Annotated in this window: 22 protein-coding genes and 2 pseudogenes; 6 read left to right on the top strand and 18 right to left on the bottom strand. The window is 39.5% G+C overall.

From position 1 onward, the window contains the following. Positions 1-77 precede the first annotated feature (77 nt). The gene (locus DFR59_RS04155; RefSeq protein ID WP_114744797.1) at positions 78-602 is read left to right on the top strand and encodes a cysteine hydrolase family protein; all 525 of its coding nucleotides are present in this window, start codon (positions 78-80) and stop codon (positions 600-602) included. Here DFR59_RS04155 and DFR59_RS04150 read toward each other — a convergent pair. Further along, the gene (locus DFR59_RS04150; protein WP_114744796.1) at positions 599-1,153 is read right to left on the bottom strand and encodes a GNAT family N-acetyltransferase; all 555 of its coding nucleotides are present in this window, start codon (positions 1,151-1,153) and stop codon (positions 599-601) included. The two genes, DFR59_RS04155 and DFR59_RS04150, sit on opposite strands and share 4 nt — an antisense overlap. 307 nt (positions 1,154-1,460) lie before the next feature. Here DFR59_RS04150 and DFR59_RS04145 point away from each other — a divergent pair, with 307 nt between their 5' ends. Continuing rightward, positions 1,461-2,114 carry a hypothetical protein gene (locus tag DFR59_RS04145; protein WP_147278253.1) on the top strand — a complete coding sequence of 218 codons (654 nt, stop codon included), beginning with the start codon at positions 1,461-1,463 and terminating at the stop codon, positions 2,112-2,114. A gap of 43 nt (positions 2,115-2,157) precedes the next feature. Here the strand turns inward: DFR59_RS04145 and DFR59_RS04140 are convergent, their stop codons facing one another. The 4 genes from DFR59_RS04140 to DFR59_RS04125 form a co-directional block, all read right to left on the bottom strand. Then, complete coding sequence (locus tag DFR59_RS04140; RefSeq protein WP_114744364.1) at positions 2,158-2,502, bottom strand: DUF3147 family protein; 345 nt, start codon at positions 2,500-2,502, stop codon at positions 2,158-2,160. Beyond that, entirely contained in the window at positions 2,481-2,909 is a 429-nt protein-coding gene (locus tag DFR59_RS04135) for a MarR family winged helix-turn-helix transcriptional regulator (RefSeq protein ID WP_114744363.1), read from the bottom strand. The genes DFR59_RS04140 and DFR59_RS04135 overlap by 22 nt, the downstream gene beginning before the upstream one ends. Positions 2,910-3,012: 103 nt before the next feature. Further along, positions 3,013-3,969, bottom strand: coding sequence for an NAD(P)H-dependent glycerol-3-phosphate dehydrogenase (locus DFR59_RS04130; protein WP_114744362.1), 957 nt, complete (start codon positions 3,967-3,969; stop codon positions 3,013-3,015). 15 nt (positions 3,970-3,984) lie between these two features. Then, the gene (locus DFR59_RS04125; protein WP_114744361.1) at positions 3,985-4,953 is read right to left on the bottom strand and encodes a phosphotransferase; all 969 of its coding nucleotides are present in this window, start codon (positions 4,951-4,953) and stop codon (positions 3,985-3,987) included. A 157-nt stretch (positions 4,954-5,110) separates the two neighbouring features. Here DFR59_RS04125 and DFR59_RS04120 point away from each other — a divergent pair, with 157 nt between their 5' ends. Beyond that, entirely contained in the window at positions 5,111-5,587 is a 477-nt protein-coding gene (locus DFR59_RS04120; protein WP_114744360.1) for a hypothetical protein, read from the top strand. Next, positions 5,577-6,125 (top strand): GNAT family N-acetyltransferase, encoded by a 549-nt coding sequence (locus DFR59_RS04115; protein WP_114744359.1) that lies wholly within the window; start codon positions 5,577-5,579, stop codon positions 6,123-6,125. The genes DFR59_RS04120 and DFR59_RS04115 overlap by 11 nt, the downstream gene beginning before the upstream one ends. A gap of 500 nt (positions 6,126-6,625) precedes the next feature. Here the strand turns inward: DFR59_RS04115 and DFR59_RS04110 are convergent. Both DFR59_RS04110 and DFR59_RS04105 read right to left on the bottom strand, forming a co-directional pair. Then, positions 6,626-7,435, bottom strand: a pseudogene (locus DFR59_RS04110) (pentapeptide repeat-containing protein). A 70-nt stretch (positions 7,436-7,505) separates the two neighbouring features. After that, a complete protein-coding gene (locus DFR59_RS04105) occupies positions 7,506-7,880 on the bottom strand; it encodes a VOC family protein (protein WP_114744795.1) in 375 nt (124 codons plus the stop codon). A gap of 147 nt (positions 7,881-8,027) precedes the next feature. On the opposite strand from DFR59_RS04105, the gene DFR59_RS04100 reads away from it, so the two are divergent. Beyond that, the gene (locus DFR59_RS04100; protein ID WP_114744358.1) at positions 8,028-8,792 is read left to right on the top strand and encodes a MerR family transcriptional regulator; all 765 of its coding nucleotides are present in this window, start codon (positions 8,028-8,030) and stop codon (positions 8,790-8,792) included. A gap of 344 nt (positions 8,793-9,136) precedes the next feature. Here DFR59_RS04100 and DFR59_RS04095 read toward each other — a convergent pair whose 3' ends face one another. The 10 genes from DFR59_RS04095 to DFR59_RS04050 form a co-directional block, all read right to left on the bottom strand. Beyond that, positions 9,137-10,096: an RNA polymerase sigma factor gene (locus DFR59_RS04095; RefSeq protein ID WP_114744357.1), complete on the bottom strand. Its 960-nt coding sequence runs from the start codon at positions 10,094-10,096 to the stop codon at positions 9,137-9,139. Positions 10,097-10,384: 288 nt separating this feature from the next. Beyond that, on the bottom strand, positions 10,385-11,506 hold the full coding sequence (gene spoIIP / locus DFR59_RS04090; protein WP_158538309.1) for a stage II sporulation protein P: 1,122 nt from the start codon (positions 11,504-11,506) through the stop codon (positions 10,385-10,387). Positions 11,507-11,614: 108 nt separating this feature from the next. Further along, a complete protein-coding gene (locus DFR59_RS04085; protein WP_114744355.1) occupies positions 11,615-12,433 on the bottom strand; it encodes an RnfABCDGE type electron transport complex subunit D in 819 nt (272 codons plus the stop codon). Then, on the bottom strand, positions 12,423-13,325 hold the full coding sequence (locus DFR59_RS04080) for an FAD:protein FMN transferase (protein WP_114744354.1): 903 nt from the start codon (positions 13,323-13,325) through the stop codon (positions 12,423-12,425). Before DFR59_RS04080 ends, DFR59_RS04085 begins: the two co-directional genes overlap by 11 nt. Before the next feature lie 8 nt (positions 13,326-13,333). Then, positions 13,334-13,813, bottom strand: coding sequence for an FMN-binding protein (locus DFR59_RS04075; protein WP_114744353.1), 480 nt, complete (start codon positions 13,811-13,813; stop codon positions 13,334-13,336). A 142-nt stretch (positions 13,814-13,955) separates the two neighbouring features. Beyond that, positions 13,956-15,221 carry a sensor histidine kinase gene (locus DFR59_RS04070; RefSeq protein ID WP_114744352.1) on the bottom strand — a complete coding sequence of 422 codons (1,266 nt, stop codon included), beginning with the start codon at positions 15,219-15,221 and terminating at the stop codon, positions 13,956-13,958. Beyond that, entirely contained in the window at positions 15,205-15,888 is a 684-nt protein-coding gene (locus DFR59_RS04065; protein WP_114744351.1) for a response regulator transcription factor, read from the bottom strand. The genes DFR59_RS04070 and DFR59_RS04065 overlap by 17 nt, the downstream gene beginning before the upstream one ends. Positions 15,889-16,039: 151 nt before the next feature. Continuing rightward, a complete protein-coding gene (locus tag DFR59_RS04060; protein ID WP_114744350.1) occupies positions 16,040-16,567 on the bottom strand; it encodes an AAA family ATPase in 528 nt (175 codons plus the stop codon). Further along, on the bottom strand, positions 16,564-17,199 hold the full coding sequence (locus tag DFR59_RS04055) for an NUDIX hydrolase (protein WP_114744349.1): 636 nt from the start codon (positions 17,197-17,199) through the stop codon (positions 16,564-16,566). The genes DFR59_RS04060 and DFR59_RS04055 overlap by 4 nt, the downstream gene beginning before the upstream one ends. A 56-nt stretch (positions 17,200-17,255) precedes the next feature. Next, entirely contained in the window at positions 17,256-17,696 is a 441-nt protein-coding gene (locus DFR59_RS04050; RefSeq protein WP_147278252.1) for a hypothetical protein, read from the bottom strand. Between the two features lie 96 nt (positions 17,697-17,792). Between DFR59_RS04050 and DFR59_RS04045 the strand changes: the two are divergent. Next, a pseudogene (locus DFR59_RS04045) lies at positions 17,793-17,983 on the top strand (DUF1272 domain-containing protein). A gap of 16 nt (positions 17,984-17,999) precedes the next feature. Here the strand turns inward: DFR59_RS04045 and DFR59_RS04040 are convergent. Next, complete coding sequence (locus tag DFR59_RS04040) at positions 18,000-18,734, bottom strand: DUF2161 domain-containing phosphodiesterase (RefSeq protein ID WP_114744347.1); 735 nt, start codon at positions 18,732-18,734, stop codon at positions 18,000-18,002. Positions 18,735-18,914 lie beyond the last annotated feature (180 nt).

Raw genomic sequence — 18,914 nt, 5'->3', positions numbered from 1 at the left:
TAACATTTTTATTGAAAATTCGATCATCTAAAGCTATAATCAAACTATCGAACATATGTTCCGAATAGGAGGCTACTATGAAAAATACCGCACTTATCATCATCGATGTACAAAACGCAATGTTTCAAGAAAGTAATCCAGTATATAATGGAGAGCACTTGCTGGAACAGCTTCAAAATGTACTTTATAAAGCACGTTCTTCCGGCTGTCACGTTTTCTATGTCCAACACAATGGCAAAGAAGGACACCCGCTCGCCTCTGGAAGTAAAGGATGGGGAATCCATCCTGCCATTACCCCTCAAGAACAGGACATCGTTATTCAGAAAAATACTCCGGACAGCTTCCATAATACAAATCTTAATGTGGAACTTAAAAAGAAAAAAATCGAACATCTCATTTTGACAGGAATCCAGAGTGAAGTCTGCGTGGACACGACCTGCAGGCGTGCATTCAGTATGAATTATGAAGTCACTCTCGTTTCCGATGCCCACAGTACATGGCCAGGATCCGGATTAAGTGCGCAGCAAATCATCGATCATCATAACCAAACGTTGAGATGGTTTGCCCAAGTTGTTGCATTAAATGAAATTGAATTTATTTAATCACCATTTTTGTAGTAAATGCTATAGTCCGTCCATTCGCCATTTTCATTAGAAAAGCCTTTCCTGATGCATTCGTATTGGAAACCTGCACGTTCTGCCAAACGGATGGACGGAACATTATCAGGACGAATTTGCAATTCGATCCGATGATAGCCCAATGCGTCAAAAAACATTTTGACTGCTGCTTCAACACTTTCTATCCCATAACCCATTTTCCAAAATTGATTATGGATGGAATACCCCATCATGGCCCAGTGGTAATCCATCCTTAATATCCGAATTAATTCCACTTTACCGACATTTGCCCCATCTTCTTTTCGAAAAATGCCAAGATGATACATCTCATCTCTCGCAGCAGAGTCTTTAAAGCCTGCAATCCATTTTTCAAACCAATCTTTTGTGGCATTGGGCATTTCTCGAAAGCCATCATCATACTTATATTGAGATGGCTTTCTCCCATCAAAGCCCTTCCGCCATTCTTCAAAATCCTCTTGTTCAAACGGTCTTAAGATTAAGCGTTTTGTTTCTGCAAAAAGTACATCTGATTTCATGTAAAGAGTCTCCATTCTACATCCTCTTGAAAGGATGATAATTTTGACTTTCCTAAAAAATTATGTAAAAAGAAAAAAGCTCTTTTTAGGAGCTTCCTTTCTAAAGCCACAAAACCCCGTTGACTATGATTCTCCTCCCAATAAACATGAACGTAATAGAGACATAGAAAAATACTTTCGACCATCCTGTTTACCCCTATTGAACAAAAGGATAGACAATCTATCTTTTTTTGATCCTTACTATGATAAGAAAACTTCGCAGATCACCGTACCGGCAAATTTGCTCCATTCTCCCGAAGAAACCATTTTGAATTACTTCAGTATCCTAAGAGAAGCAGAAAACCTAACATCAAAAAAACTTGGGGGATGCGGGACAGTTGGATTTGCTAAAATCCCATTCCCTCTTGCCTATCAATTTCTTACACGCGAGTACCAAAAAGAAATGCCATATCGCTCCTACCTGAAATCTTTTGAAGGAATCGGACATACCAATCTATTAAAATTAGAAAAAGTCCCTACCCTGGAAGGAAGTCGCTGGTTCATTGAGGTAGAAACAATTGAAGGTACTGATAAACTCTCAACTAATTTCGCCTATTATTACGGATTCGTTGAAGTACAGCAGGACAAATCACTTTTTAAAATCAGCAGAATCACACTCTACCCTGAAGATTTCCTGTGTGCAGCCTATCATGGATGGGATCATGATGCAGAAGCAGTAGTTGACGTTAAATTCGGTGAATGGTGCGGACTGATTAAGAAGAGAATGCCGACAAAGAAAGATGGGTTCGTGAAAACCATCGAAGTAATCGGAAAAGATGGCAGCGACTATAAATTCATCTTCTTCCAGTTGACGAATAATACAGATGTCCTTATTTCTCAATATAAAAGAAAACCAGGTGGACCATGGGAACTTTCCAATCTTGATCCTGAATCTTGCTTAAATAACAAAACAAGGTCATGAAACCATCCTGCTTTAAGTTCGACACCTATACAGATATATCCTATCACCCTGCATTGATTTGTTTCGTAATCAACTCTTGCAACAAGAGAAACAGCCCCCATCCCCCAACACCAAGAATAATGGAGAATGCGAGAGGAATTGAGTTCTTGAGGCAAATAAAGACAATGAAAAGAAGAGCCGCTGTTGCGGGAAACCCGGTCAAAACCCCAAAAGTAAACTGGCTAATCTCTGCATTTTTCTCCCCTTGAACCGATAGCCATATCATGCTTAATAAGCTGACAAGCGGCAACGCAGCAATAATGCCTCCATATGCAGGGAACCTTCTGGCAACTTCAGTGACTACTCCAATCACTGCTGCAGAAATCATTACTTTGAAAAAGATGTACATTGCTTGGCCTCCTTGCTCAAAAGTTCAAATGCCGTAAGGACCATATCTCGTTCTTTCTTATTCAAGTTGGACAAAATCATTGATAATTTTGCTTCATCAAGCATTGTATTTCGATGAAGAACTTCCTTTCCTTTCTTCGTCAAAGATAGCAGCGTGCGCCTCTCATCTTCAGGATGCTTCTTTTTTTCGATATATTTCTTCTCAATCAACCTTTTTACATGTTCAGATGCCGTATTTGGCGATAGTCCCATCCATTCGGCAATATCCCCAACCCCAGGATCCTTTCCTTTCTCTACATGTTGAAGGATGCGAATCATTTGATGGGTAACTTTCTCCGTATGAGTATAATGAAGGTGGTAGTAAATATCTGTCCAGTACTCATTAATTTCACTTGCTTTAACTTCCATAATTCTCCCCCTTTTTTTATGTCGTATTATACGACATATTATGCCGGTTTTTTCAATTTTTTTCAAGATAAAAAAACAACCCTGAATGGGCTGCTTTATCCTACTAAAATTCAAATTTAATAGGTCGAAGAAATAATTGCTCCAATGTTTCCTTTGCTTCAGCATTTTCAAATAAAATCTGATAAAGGGCCCCGCTGATAGGCATTTCCACATTATATTGTTTTGAAAGTACCATCAAAGCTTCAACAGTGGCAACTCCTTCAGCAAGTTTTCCGAAGCGTTCCCCCTCCACAAATGACTGGCCGAACTTTCGATTATGGCTGTGCGGCGAAAAAAGTGTGGCTTCATAATCCCCGAGGTGGCTGAGGCCATAAATGGTGATATCGTTGCCGCCCATCGCTCTTACCAAACGGGATATTTCACGCGTCCCCCTTGCCATCAGCGATCCTTTAAGGCTGGTATACCCGAGGCCATCCAGCATTCCTGCGGCAATCCCCATCACATTTTTTGTTGCGGCGCCTATTTCATTTCCAATCATGTCCTGACCATAATAAAAGCGGATTAAATCACTTGAAAACTTTTGAACAATCTCTTTTGTAATATCTACATTCTCTGAACCAATCACCATGCAGTTTGGAATTCCTTTTACAAAATCCTGTACATGCCCCGGTCCTACCCATACAGCAACATTTGCCCCAGCTGCCTCTTCAGAGACCACTTGGGATAATCTTTTTCCCGACTCTGCTTCAAGTCCCTTCATGCATAAAATGAATGTCTTTCCTTTAATATTATGTTGATTTAATTGCCATGCGAAAGATCGCAGCTGCTGTGCGCTAATCGAAATAATATGAACCTCGGAATATTCTATCGCCATTTCCAACGAATTCGTTAATTCAATTCCTTCTGGCAAGGCAAGGTAGTCATTTTTTCTCGTCTCCGCTAATTCCTTATAATTCTTTGAAGTTTCTCTACCCCATAAAAGTACTTGATGTCCTGCTTTATTCAAATACCAAGCAATGAACGTCCCCCAACGTCCGCAGCCTAAAACAGATATATTCATATTTCCATCTCTCCTTTACCAACGATTTGCTATGTCATCCTTTAATTGCCCAATAATACTGCTTAGATTCTTTTCATTTTTCCAAACCGTTCCCCATACATCATCATTTTCAAGCAGAATCCCCATGAACCAAATCCGTCTTAATGAAACGAATCTGCCAATTATTTGAACGTCTGCTTCATTTAACTTCCTGGAAGATTGATATCCTTCAAGAAATGCAGCCCATCCCTCTTTTTCCATGGATGGATAGTTATTTAGTAAATTCCAAGAGAAAACAGCAAGATCATAGGAACGATACCCAAGAGCTCCACAGTCGAAATCAAAAGCTTCCAAGCGATTTTCCTTCACATGCATATTGAAGTTATGGAAATCCCCATGGCAAAATCCATACTCAAGATCTCGACCATTCAGTTCTTTCAGAATAGCTGCTACAGTATCTTTTAGAAACTTTTCTTCCGCATTCAATCCAAATTGTCGGAATGCAGCTTGTATCCTCTCAAAGGGTTCCATCGCTAAATGATTTTGATCCAATTGAAATAACCTATCATGATTAGGTTGAAAATCATCCCAAGCTGAATGTATTTTTGCCAATCCTTCCCCTATTAATCGGCAGTTCGAAGCCGTAATATCTGGACGATCACCTTCAGAATAGGTAAACAAAACTCCATACCTTAACCCTTCTGGAGCATCAATCCATGTAAGAAACTCGCTATCTTTTCTCATGACAGGAACGGAAACAGCGATCCCCTTCATTTGTAGATGAAGGATTCCTTCCAATTCGAACAAAATGTCAGACTTTGACCTCCAGTTTTTACGGTACACTCTGAATATGTATGTACCTGAATTCGACTCCACGAAATAAGAATCATTCAATCCCTTGGTCAAAAAATGACAGGCTGTAATTTCCCCAATATCATAATCTTCCATCATGTCACGAATGGATTGGTCATTTATTAATGAATGTTTTACTGAGATTGTATACATATGAAAACCCCTATTAATTCTTTATTTTGAGACCCCCTTTAAAAAGTTCGACTTTTCTTGTTTAATCTCCTTTTTTCAAAAAAAGGTGTTCAAATCACATTGGCTGGGATACCATTAAAGAAAAGGGAAAATTTTCTATTTGAAGGAGGTCTCAAAAGTGAAAAAGAAAAAATGGAAATATGTTTTTCTTTGTCTGTCATTGTGGATCGTCGTAATTGGATTGAAAATATATGATATATATCGAGTAAAAGATTTAGATGATGCTATTTCGTTTGATGAACAATCCTTCACTTCCATGGGATTTACAAAAGATAAAAGTTTAATAAGAGGCGATCAAGCCTACGAATGGTTTACAAAGGACCCAGACACAGTGAAGGAATTAATGAATTTCTTGAGTCAATATAAAGTAAAGAAGGAACCGGGAAAGGTATACGAAAAGCACTTAAATAACAGTGAACCTATAGAATTTTACATATCTAATCAGGGAAAGCCTATCATTGTTGATTTTTATAAAAATGATGTCCATGTTTTTGTAGGCCATTATTACAAAGTACTGAATGGCCCAATCGACATGAATTGGATAAAGGAATTTTCCGATAAACATATGGAAGAAGGAATTTTGAATGAAGGATAGAGTGAAAAATCTTCAATTTACCAAATTTCAAAATGAGTTAGATGATCTAGTTTCTTTTTTAACGGATACTGCATGGGAATACCATTCCAATCCAACACCAGAAAAAAAGCAAATTGTGGAACAATACCACAATGGATGGTATCAGGATGACAGGGAAACTTATTGGATTGAACAAGAAAATGAAAAAATTGGCTTACTTATGATACACGATATTAATGACACAATCCCCTTGTTTGATATTAAGTTAAGTAAAATTGCTAGAGGAAATGGTATTGGGACAAAAGCTGTCCATTGGATGACGGACTATACTTTTAGTCTGCCTGATAAGAAAATAAGAATAGAAGCTTATACTCGAAGCGACAACCTGCAAATGAGGAAAACACTATATAAATGTGGCTTTGTTAAAGAAGGTTATTTACGAAGCGCGTGGGAAAATAGTGATGGGACTGTAAATGACTCGATTTGCTACGCAATTATTCGGACTGATTGGGAAAATAAGAAGACTACTCCAATTAAATTTGACGATTTCCCGTTTTGAATGAAAGAAAAAATTAAATGTTCATTATTATACCCCTTCCTGAAATACAAGAAATCGACAATATAAAAAAGGCATATTCCTCTACGTCCAGAAGAACATACCCTATCACTCTAATAGTTGGCCAGTTTAACAAATCTGATTTTACCAGTTAAATAGTATATAAGGTCTCCCACCACATGGCACCGCCTACGAAGCAGACCAACACTGCCAGTATATCGAAGGTCCGGGTCTGCATCATGACAAACCATTTTTCATCTCCATTTCCGTATGGATAGGATTCAGCAAAAAGCCATTTTGGTGTCCATACCGTGCGCTTCTACTGATATACAGTAGTCTCCCCTTTTAAAAATTCTCCTGATTCAGGCTTGAAGCTTTTTACCGTATAAATCGCCGCTTCTGATTTATTTTCTGAAGCATTGATTTTATCTTACTCTATAATGCAAGGTATTTAGAAAAATAAAAATCCAATCCTTTTTCATTAGGATTGGACCATATCATTTCTAAGACCAATGCAAAGGATGTTTGATCCCTGGCGGAAGTTTAGTCTTACTGTCGCCTTTGGCTGCATTGATTTGAACTTGTGTCAGAAACAGGCTATTGCTGAAGTCCGCACCTCTCACATCAGCATCACGCATATCTGCACCAATCATTTCTGCCATTCGGAAGTCTGAATCTCTAAGATCTGCGGCAATTAGATAGGCTCCTCTAAAATTTGCTCCCCTAAAATCAGAAGTCTTTAAATTTTTACCCATTAAATCTGCACTCCGGAAATTCATCTAATTTTTTGGATTAAGTTGATAAATTACAAGAGCTTCCTTCCTCACCAGTTCCCCTGCCCTTACCAGCAGCTCATTCACTCGGAATCGATGTAAAACAACATCAATTCGGAGAATCTCTTCAGGTTCCCCCAATGTCAATGCTTCTGTCTCTTTATTCATGCACATTAAATCTGCATGAATGTCCCGGCAAGCTTCTATACATAGAGCTTCATTCAAATACCAAAGCATTTCATGGAACTGGTGCATGATAGGGAACACTTTGAACATCAACTCTGCTTTTTCCGGTGTTCCTCTCCAGGATTCCCCTGCAAACGTAAATTGAGAAACTTTTTGTCCTGCCCCAAAGCATTCAAATACTGTACATCCTTTATACCCATTTTCTCTCAAGTCCCCATGGATGCTGCATCGGTAATCCGATTTTAGATTAGAACATGGTTCACCGCCATCCTTATTACATGGAAAATCAGCTGATTTTCCAAAAGGCAATGCTACGCAGCACAAACCAAAGCAATTTTCACAATCCGCCTGCAACTGGGATTAGTGCACTTCCTTTTAATTCATCCAAACTAGCATATCTATAATACTAGCATAAAATCCCATTTCATCCTGTGCAAATCATAATAATATTTCCATCCGGGTCCTCAACATGAAAAAATGAAAAATAATCAAACCGGACAATTTCTGAAACAATTTGATATCCCAGTTCTTTTAAATAGTCGTAAGCACAATCGATATCATCTGTATGAAAGTTGAAGATCGGATGTGGATTGGGATTCAGCTTTTTCTGCATACCAGTCGGTCCAGCATCCAACGTTAATCCGGTGTGTCCATCAATCTCAATATTATAAACGGGTGGATAAATGTCCTGCTCACGGATACGAAGGTTGAGCAATAGGCTGTACCATTTGACTGATTCATGCAGGTCGGAAACATGGACAAAAACGGTATTCATTTTGTTTAGGATAGGACTTTTCATAAGAAACACACTCCATTTCATTTCATTTTCCTCTATTTAAACGAGTTTAAATGGATAAATTATACGCAGGGTTAAAATTTTTTGTAAAATGGGTTTGACTATGACGCAGCGTTAAGGTGTAAAGTGAAATAGTCAGGAGGTGATCGAATGGAGTATACGGTTCAGAAATTGGGGAAATTGGCTGGAATCAGCGCAAGAACGCTTAGGTATTATGATGAGATTGACCTTCTTAAGCCGGCAAGAATCAATTCATCAGGATATCGAATCTACGGGCAGACTGAAGTCGATCTGCTGCAGCAGATCCTTTTCTATCGAGAGCTTGGCCTTTCCCTTGAAACCATTAAAGAAATCATTGCATCACCTGCATTTGACAGTGCAAAAGCATTGACCGAGCACCGTGAACAGCTCCTTGACAGACGAAAGCAGCTGGACCTTCTCATAAAAAATGTGGAGAAGACCATTGCAGTAAAAGAAGGGAGAACTACCATGTCAAACAAAGAAAAATTCGAAGGCTTCAAGAAGAAAATGATAGATGAAAATGAAGAGAAATATGGAAAAGAAATTCGAGAAAAATACGGGGATGAAACAGTAGACCAGTCGAATCAAAAAGTAATGAATATGACCGAAAGCGAGCATGAAGAAGCAAACAAACTAGAGGAAGAATTGCAGCAAACCCTTGCAGATGCATTTAAAACAGGAGAGCCCGGCGGAGTATTGGGACAAAAAGCAGCAGAACTCCATAAGAAATGGCTGATGAATTACTGGAAATCCTACAGTAAAGAAGCACACGCGGGGCTTGCCCAAATGTATGTGGATGATGAACGCTTCACTGCCTATTACGACAAGGAACAGCCAGGGACAGCAGCTTTCCTCCGGGATGCCATCCTTATTTATACCGGAATGAAAAAGTAGGGCTGTTTTCGTAAACATTGTTGTTAAAATCTTACTTTCGATTTTAACGTAAAAATACCTGTTTTGCGCGTTGATATAGGGTATCCAGGCTCTTTTCCAGATAAATCTCCTTTACAATTTGCATAAGTTACTCTGTTTTAGCGACTAAAGCAACATACTTTAAGAAAAGAGCCAAAAGTAAAGAAAATCCGGCAGAGGATTGATCACCCTTTGCCGGCTATTTGGGTATACTCGAAGTTTAGGCGAAATTACTAGAACAACAGCATTAGTTGCTAGAACTTACAGACATTTCGCTAGAACCTTCAAAATATTAACTAGAACATCCCCCATTAGAGACAAAATCATTAGTAAATCCCTTGAAAATTCAGCGCATTCATCTTCAACCCGAGCTCAACAGCTGCAGCATTCAGCAATTCCCAAGAAAAACAGTAAAATTTCCAATAAACGATCCTGTCTTCCTCCATTTCAATGAAGTGGATATTGTTTAAGTAATCCCCATCCTCCTTAATCTCACATTCAACCACCACTGTCCGTCCCCAAAGCTTAACGATAGATGCACGAATAGCCCCTTGTCCTGCAGCAACTTGTGTCCAATCATTCAAGGAGTTCTTCAAGGTTTCATCTTTTCCAAATTCAATGCCCGCATGCATGATTTCTGTGACAACATGGTCATCCAATAGAGAAGCAATGAGATTCGGATCTTTTTTCTCAAACCCTTCCAGCAAACGTTCAAGCGTCGCGGAATAGGTGTTACATTCTTGCACATTCAAGAGTTCCAAACTAGGAAGTTCGTTTATCCCCTCGGAAAGAACCGCACGTGCACGGTTGAGGTTGGCATAAACAGCACCTTGAGTACATCCGAGTATTTCCGCCGCCTCCTTTGTACTGAATTGAAAGACGTCCACAAGAAGGACAGACGTATACTGTTTTGGAGTCAATCGGCGAACCAAATAATCCAGGCTTTCTATCACTTCAAGGCTATTTTTTGCATCGATATCCTGCTTCCACTCAATATCATACCCTCCTGCGACAGCTGCCTTCCCTCTTCTGCACTGATCGATCCAAAGGTTTGAAGCGATCCGAAATAAATACGCCTTCAAATTCAATTCCTGAAAAACCTTTGTCAGCATGGAAAGTGACTTCAATAATGTTTCCTGGACTAAGTCCTCTGCATCCCAGGGAGAACCGGTAAGCCTGAAGCAATACCACCATAAGTCTTTCCGAAATGGCTCTATCGTTCTTTTATATTCCTTTTCAACGGAGCGCATCTTCTCACTCCAAGAGAGGACGGATTGATCATTCATTTTAAACACTCCTTTTAGTTTACATAATAAAATTATATTAAACTTACATTGATTGCTGCTATGATTTACTATACTTACTTCTTCATCTCTTACTTCAATACCTTTCAAAACGAAAAAACCCAAACCAAATTGGTTCAGGTTCTGTCAGGTTCATCCTTGCATAATGAGACGATTGAAAAGAGAAGCCCTGTTATGAAAAAAGATAACGTCACGATCCAATGGAACAAATAAAATGAAAAGAGCGTCGATACAAACATGAGCATCAGCCAGAGCAGCGGTTGGCGTTTTCTACATTTGTCCTGCATTTTTTTGGCTCCAATAATAATTCTCCAATGCTTCGGCCAAAGCTTTCATGGAACGATCCAGTTCAGCCCGGTTATTATCCACACCGCCCACTTCCACTAACATCGCCCTTGAAGATAAGTCCTGGTTATAAACGCCGTCCCCCATGGATTTATTTTTCAAAAGAACGCCCCTGCTCAATCCAGGATAATGGGCTTCCAGATACGTATGCAGTTTTTCGGCAAATGCCAGGTTTTCTTTATAGGATTTATGCTCCTCTCCTACAATGAAATACAGCCTTGCATAGCTTTTGTCCTTAATGGCAATGGTTGTATCCTCTCTCCTCAGGGAATCACGATGAAGATCGATGAACATCTTTAAACTTTCCTCATCAGCCATGGCATCTTGAACGATAGATCTTGAGAGCTTGTAGGATTGATTGGTCGTCAATCCCTTCACGTGGAGCTTTTCCGCCATGTTATCACGATCATGTTCGGCGCCAATTCCATTTTTGGCCAAAGCATCGGCTAAGGTGGTCCCCGCTGAAATTATATTCAATTCAGGATTGGAACTGACTGCATCGTTCGGTTTTTTGGCATTTGGCAATAGCGGCAGGAAGGACTCCCAGCTATGTGAGTGATAAATATAGACCACTTTTTCTAAATTCGGATGTGCCGGTGGAACTGCAGTTTGATTTCCACTTCCAATTGGCTCCTCATTGTTAAGCAGGACGTCCATCGGAGGAGTGGATTCAACAGGGAGATTCGTAAAATTGCTCCCTTGTCCTGCAATTTGTATTTTTGTATCAAAATTGGCGAAGCCCGGAAGTTCCCTTCCTAGAAGAGAACGAATATCATAAGGCTTCACATTGGTCGCCAGCATGAAGGCCATCTGGCTGAGTGAAGTGCTTCCTTCATCGGGAGCTGGAAATGCATGATTTTCACTCATGAAACTATGTGAATACAGTTCCGACGCATCAATATTCTTTAATAATGACGACATATATTCAGAAGAAATTTTATTTGCGGCAAGGCCAGAGATGCTTGATGCAAGCGTGAAAAAAATTAGAATCATAACAACTAGCATCATGATCTTTTTCGAGTACCATCTCAACTGTCCCAACATCATTTTTCCCACCCCCTTTAAAAAGGTATGCAAAGCTGCGGGGGTTATGAAAAAGGAAATAAGATAGGGAAACATAAGACATCAATTGTTCCTAGTTGATTCTTATCTTGGCTAGCTGGATCTTCTCATGGATACCGGCTTGCTCATTTTCGTTTTTGATGCAGAACGTTTTTTATAATAGGTAAATAGGTTCCCTAAGCACAGACCAATAAATAAATACAATAATCCTCCTGATAATGCGTATATAAGGCTGCCTGATGCACCTGTTAGAAAACCATATACTACTTGATCTTTATCTTTTGCTGGAGATGTTGGAAGATCTGTCAGCATAAAGAATGCAAAGAATAATGTGGCATTAATAAATGGCGGTCTAAATGCATCTGCTGCTAATGTAGAATGGAAAAAACCCATAATTGCCAAAATAAGAAACGATGTGCCTGAAAAAGCAAAGACTTGAGGAAATTTATGAACACGGTTGACTACGACATACCCGCCTATCAACAGCAGGGGAATCGCCCATGGAGTCAGATCTCCAAACGCCCCCCACCAGCTCTGCCCCGTTCTGAAAAGAAGGTACGATAACAGCAATCCTAATGCTGCAGGATTAAAGATTGGTTTATTCTTATAAACTATAAAATGTTTTGATAAAATGGCAAGTACAGCTGTTGAAGTAACCACCCACATGGAAGCTGCTGTACTAGAAACAAGGGCGATAATCAAACCTGTGATTACTGCACCATCCGGCACTGTCCACTTTCTTCCTTTGATGATATTTATAGCCGTATCAACTACAACTCCTGCAATAATTGCAATGATTGCATTTTTGAACCCAGCCATGTCTTTATAACCTATTGATGCCAGTATAAGATAACAAGCCATTGCAGCAGCTACATATCCTTTAGGGGTTTTAACCCATTTTTTAAATGTCATCCTTATTTCCTCCCACCTTTACAATCTTCAGTTCCGGAGTGATCAACCGTCCTCTTGCACCAGCCGCTTCCAATAATATATCCGCTTCTTCAGCCTCCATTAAGAAGCATGCCGTAGAAAGGGCATCCGCCAACATTGCTGAAGGGGCGATGACAGTAGAACTTACCCATCGATTGGGTGAACGTGTGGTTTCTGGAAGGATGATATGGTGGTTTTCAGGATTATCCTCATTCTTTCGTTCATAACTTCCACTTGTGCAAACGGCTTGGTTCGATATATCAAATACTTCGATGACCTCAGCAGTTTTTACTGGATGTTGCAGACCGATTTTCCACGGTGTGTCCTTTCGCTCCAATCCTCTTGCATACACATCTCCACCGGCATTTATGATATATCCCTCAAACCCGTTCAGTTCAGCTGCTGCCAAATCGATCGCGAATCCTTTTGCGACAGCTCCCAAATCTATAATTAGCGGCTTTTTTAATCGTAAACTCCTGGTCGATTCATCTAAAATAATATCCCTATATGTTGCGGCAGAATCGATTGAAGCCGTAGAAATGCGTTCTCCCGTTAAATAATTTTGATTAAATCCATGCTGTTCCATGGCCTTGCCGATGGTGGGGTCAAACCTTCCATCCGTTGCATTTGCTACTTCTAAAGCGAACTTTAATGGTCCAAATAAATAGGGGCTGATATTTACTGGTTTTCCTGCTATGCTGCATGCACGCATTAATTCACTCTCTGGATTAAAACGGCTGCAGGCTTGTTCCACTTTCCGAAAATGCTCGAAAGCTCGTTCAGCAGCAGCTTCTGCTTCTTTTTCAGCAGTTCCATTCCAAGTTGCAATCTTAATTTCAATCAATGTATCCATAAATAATTTTATTTTTCTCATCATATCTCCTACGAATTTTCCGCTTGACTTAGCGCATCCTGCACCGCATTTTTAAAAGCTTCTGTACTGTATGTGGCTCCAGAGACATTTTCGACGTTATAACTTTGATCGGCGACTACTTGATCAGGGAGATTCACGACATCCTCTTCTGAATAGTGCATACCCCAATCACTGATTTGAACATCAACGATCTTATCTTTCTTTAAGGTCACGGATACTTGGATTTCTCCTCGCCTGTTCATTCCCATTCCGGTATAGGTACCATCTCTGTATTGCTGTTTCGGAGTATTGATCGTTTCACTATTGAGAGAATTTGTTTTTTCTTTATTAGGATTGGATACTTGTCCATTTGTCTGCTTATTTAAAAACTCGTAATGAGCGGATTCCATTTTGACAGCGTCCTGTTCCGTTGTATAAAAACCGCCTGCATACACGGCAGCTACTGCGGCGCTGCAGAGAACGACCCATTTTTTGTCCATTTTCCCCATCTGAATCCTCCTTGTACTCATTTATCTGATACTCTAAGCATATAGGTCTACTTTTAAAATTTCTTTAAAAATACACTCTTATTTAAAATGACTGCTTATTACTTAATAATCCAAATATCAAAAAGACCCGCATTTCTGCGAGTCATTTAGCCTTTGGATGATTTGATAATGGAAGTTTGATAATAAATTCACTGCCTTCATTTAGCTTTGATACTGCCGTTATCTGTCCTCCGTGAGCTTCTACTATCCATTTAGCGATGGATAATCCAAGTCCTGAACCGCCGGTCGCTCTGTTTCTCTCTTTTTCACTACGATAAAAACGATCAAAGATATATGGCAGATCATCCTCGGAAATTCCTTTACCATTGTCTTTAAAATTTATCATCAAATGCGACGTGCCTTCCCTTTTACACATAACCACAATTTGACCATTTTGGTAACTGTATTTAATGGCATTATCCAATAAAATTACAAATAATTGATGGAGTCGTTCTTTATCTCCGAAGTAATTGATATTTTTCTCTATTACTTTTTTCAGTTCCATTTCTTTCATATCTGCAATCGGCTGAAACTGCTCCACTAAACTTTCAAGCAGCACATCAATGGAGAATGAGCTTGGATTAAGCTGTTGCTCATTGGAATCGTATCTAGCCAGCGTCAATAAGTCCCCAACCATTTTGCTAAGCCGTTTCACTTCTGAAAGGCCATTATAAATACTCGTTATTTCCTCTTCAATCGTGCGCGTTGGATGTCTGAAGAGCCTTTCTAACTGTGTTTGAATAATGGCAAGGGGCGTTCGAAGTTCATGAGATGCATCCCCGACAAACTGCGCTTGTTTTTCCCACGATCTTTGAATGGGAATCAAGGCTTTGTTTGCGAGGAATAAGCCGGCAAAAAACGAAATTGCAAGCCCGATTACACTGCCAAAGGCAATCAAAAGGAGAAGTTTTTTCAGCACCTTTTCCTCGGGATCTATATTGTAAACAAGTTGTACAGTGGCTGATGAAGGAACTTTTTGCGGTTCGAATTTCAATACTTTATGCTTTAGTATCCTGTAAGTATGACCACCAACGGATTTCGTTTTTACCTTCTTATCATCATTCGTTGGCTTTAACGACGCCAATTCCCTGCTGTAAAAGGCATTTTCCGGATAACTTTGGAGCAGGTTTCCTTTCTCATCCCAGAACAAGTATGTGACCTTGCGCTCCGTTTCCCGCTCCCTTTCCTCTGACTTTATTTCATTTGAGTTCTGTACAAGATAAGCCTCTTTATGACGGAGCCGGTCGTCAATCGAAGAATAAGAGATTCTTTCCATGAACAAATACAAGCTAAAGCCCAAGATGGTCAGCACAATAAAAAATACAAGTGTAAAAAGCGAGACTAATTCGATTTTAGTTTTGCGGAACATTTACTTCTCCTTTTAGCATGAATCCGATCCCCCGTACTGTGACAATCCAATGATCCATTTGAAAGGGAACAAGTTTTTTCCGAAGGTGGTGAACATATACATCCACGACATTCACCCCTGCCTCTGAGCTGAATCCCCAGATTCGATTAAAGATTTGATCGCGCAGGAGAATCTGCTCCTTATTCAAAATAAAGAATTCAAGCAATCGAAATTCTTTTATCGTCAAATTCAATTTTTCTCCATTTAAATAGGCATCATGGTCATTTAACTTAATTGGTCCATATCCAATTTCCACTTCTGCCAAATCTCCTTTTCCGCGGAGGAGAACTCTAATGCGGGCAAGCAATTCTGGCCCGGCAAACGGCTTGATTAAATAGTCATCTGCTCCTGCATCGAGCCCTTTGACCCTATCCGTGACACTGTCTTTAGCAGTCAAAAGCAAGATAGGCGTCTTTATAGCTTGTCTTCTCAAAGATTGTACAATCGAAAAGCCATCCATCTCAGGAAGCATAATATCAAGGATAATTGCATCATAGATATTCTGCTCTGCAAGCATTAGACCATCCAGTCCGGTATGGGCAGAATCCACATCATATTTTTCTTCTCTTAATAAATCAGCTATCCCATCAGCTAACATTTTTTCATCATCAATGATTAGAATTTTCATTTTTGCCTCCAAATTCTTTACCTGCTCCTATTTTATCCCGAGATTATTAAAATATCTTTAAAAATGGGTGGGAGGTGAAGCATAATTGTAAATTCATAATAAAAAAGTACATCACTTTTCATTAATAGCGATATACTTTGGAAAGCTATATTCATATTTCAAGACGACTAAGAATATGTTCAGTTATTTCAACGATATTCAATTTATCGGTTTGTATGTACTCATCAAATGTGCCTGACCTGAAACCATCAAGGCATCTTTCTGTCTGCTGGAAACACCAATTCCCTTCTTCTTCCCCTCTATTCAAAAGCCGATCAGAAATGGTTTCCTTTTCCGCCATTAAACAAAAATGATATGTCTTGGCATCTATTTTTTTGAACCCGTTATAAATGTATTCAAATCGTTCCTGATTATAAATCGTCATTGGAACAATCAATGTTTCATGATAGGTGTCCATCAATTCTTCAGCCACTTCCACCACGAGATTTTTCCAAAGGATGAAGTCCTGAAAGTCACCAGTTTTTGCTTCCCTTTGCCTGATTTCCACAGGCAGCATCTCCCGGAGCAAGTACCCGACCATTTCTGGATCAAAAAGAATGCTTCCTTCGATTCTGCTCTTTAATTCTTCAGCTACACTCGTTTTACCAACCCCAAAAGCCCCATTGATCATAATAATCATTGTTTTGTACGCTCCAAGTGAAATGAAATTTTCTTTATAATTTCTTGATAAAAGTCCTCTTCATGAGGGACAAACGCTTCTTTTCCTACGCTATCGGTTATCTGAAAAAATTCTCCCTCTTTTGTCTCGCCAAATCCTTCTATACAGACTTTTTCTCTAGTTCCCGCCCAAAGCTCACTGAACTCTTGAAATTCGATTTTGACGATCCCTGCTACTTCCTCTTTTTGAAGTTCATAGTTATTGATTGGCCCTTCATGAAGGAAAAGGTATGTATGTGTTCGTTCGCGATCAATCAGGTCCTCTCGCTCGACTTCATACGATATCACACCTAAATGAATCAATTCACTCAAAGCCAGCTCGAGTCCGACTTCTTCTTTCACCTCACGAAGTCCGTCTTCCACCGTTTCTTCTGCAAGCAGGTGCCCCGCCGCTGTAATATCCAGCAGGTTGGGATAATCTTTCTTATCTTCACTTCGGAGCTGAAGGTGGATGTAGTCTACTTGATTTTCTCGCGTCACAAACCAACAATGAAACGTTTCATGCCAATGACCGAGCCGATGAATTTCTTCCCTTGTCGCAACCCCTAATTCGGTACCATTTTCATCAACGATTTTAATTAGTTCAGATTCCATTTGATGCACCTGCTTTGATTTCAAAAGTTATAATTCCAATTAATTTCATACTTGAGCTATCTCTCGAGAATTTGATAATCTTTACTCTTTTCAACTGCAATATTATTTATCTCGGCAAAAGAAACAAGAGCATCATAAACCCCCGCTGGTTTAAAGCGAATAATCCTAAGTTTCGTTCCTTTTAGTGGACATATTGAAATACATTTTGATGCCCAACCTGTACGTTTACATTTAATAATCTTAATGTCACTGGAAGTTAGACTGCGGCAATATATTATTCCGAGAAGAAACTTCACTCGATATATGATTTTTTCATTTGTGATTTCCAACTCAAAATCAATTAATAACAGAATTGCTGCCAAAATTGCCACAGCTATATCAAACATGAATCCTGTAATATCCACATCGATCAGCATACTTTGAATACATAAAAGTATAAGAGTAGTAAAAAGAGGCAATCGTTTCAATTCAGCAGAATAGATCATTTGCTTCCCCACTTTGTCCTCATGATAAAAATCGAAACTGACAGTTTTTTCAACACCAATTGTAGTGCTATTATTTTCATATACGAGAATAGAAAGGTGGAGTGAAATATGGCACTTGAAATGAGAAAGTATTGCGAAAACTGCAGTCAACCACTTCAGGATCAGGGTGTTGCCTTTTTATTTGCACTTATGAATGTACATTCTGTTCAGACTGTACTGAAAAAATGGAGCAGGTCTGCCCAAATTGTGGGGGAGAACTTGTGAAGCGGCCAAGAAAGAAATGGTCAATGTTTGTATAGAAGTTCTCCCTTTTTCTTACTCACTCCCATTGTTGTTGCTATCAGCATAATATTGTACAACTTTTTCATATAGAACCAGCTCCTGTTGTCCCTTCTCCGTCAGTGTGTAGACACCTCGCTGAACACGCTCGAACCAGCCTTCATAATTTTTACTCAAAATGGAGGTGGTTTTATCCCCTGTTCCTAAATCACGGAGCCCTTTTGGAGACATTGGGCCATTTTCCTTCAGGAAGTGTGCAATTTGAATGCAATTTTCTTTGTAGGCAGTGACAATTTTTGTTTTGGTGCTGCCCCCTACATTGTAATCGCCGTTTCTGCCCTGGATTTCCTGGATGATCTGCTTTCGTCTCCGCCTATTTTGCTGCCTGCTCTTTTTCCGGTCAAATGGCTGCGGTTCAATTCTCACTTCTGCTTTAGGAGTGCTTCCCTGGAAAGAGACGATAATCAAACCGAGTTCCATTCGCCTTATTAAATGGCACAAGTCCTTCCACTTTTTCGAAAACAAGCTGTATTTTGGTTTTGGTATACCAATGTAAACCTGGTCCGCTGCCTTTTGCCTCTTAGCTGCTTGGATAAGAAGATCGACGGTCATGTTCAGCTTTAATTCGACCACGAGCAATTCATCTTCTTTGATGGCTGCAATATCGCAATGCTTCACTTCTCCATAAACATCGTATCCCTGTTTGACGAAATATTTTCTGATCGGCTCATATAAATCTGCTTCCAGCCGCTTTTCCTGCTGTTTTTTCATATGTATCGCAACTTTCTATATTTGTATAACTGTTTTATATCTATCGATTCTTTATAGATACCTATAACTTTATCAAAACTATCAATCACTATTCCTATTATATCACTCACACTATTTCCCTGACTAAAAATTCCATAAATCCGACTGGAATTCATTAAAAAAACGCCAAATAAATGGCGT

Origin of the sequence: Falsibacillus pallidus, from assembly GCF_003350505.1 — a bacterium.
In the GTDB taxonomy this organism is placed as follows: domain Bacteria; phylum Bacillota; class Bacilli; order Bacillales; family DSM-25281; genus Falsibacillus; species Falsibacillus pallidus.
Note: the sequence above shows the minus strand (reverse complement) of the source record. Positions and strands in the feature narration are given on the sequence as shown.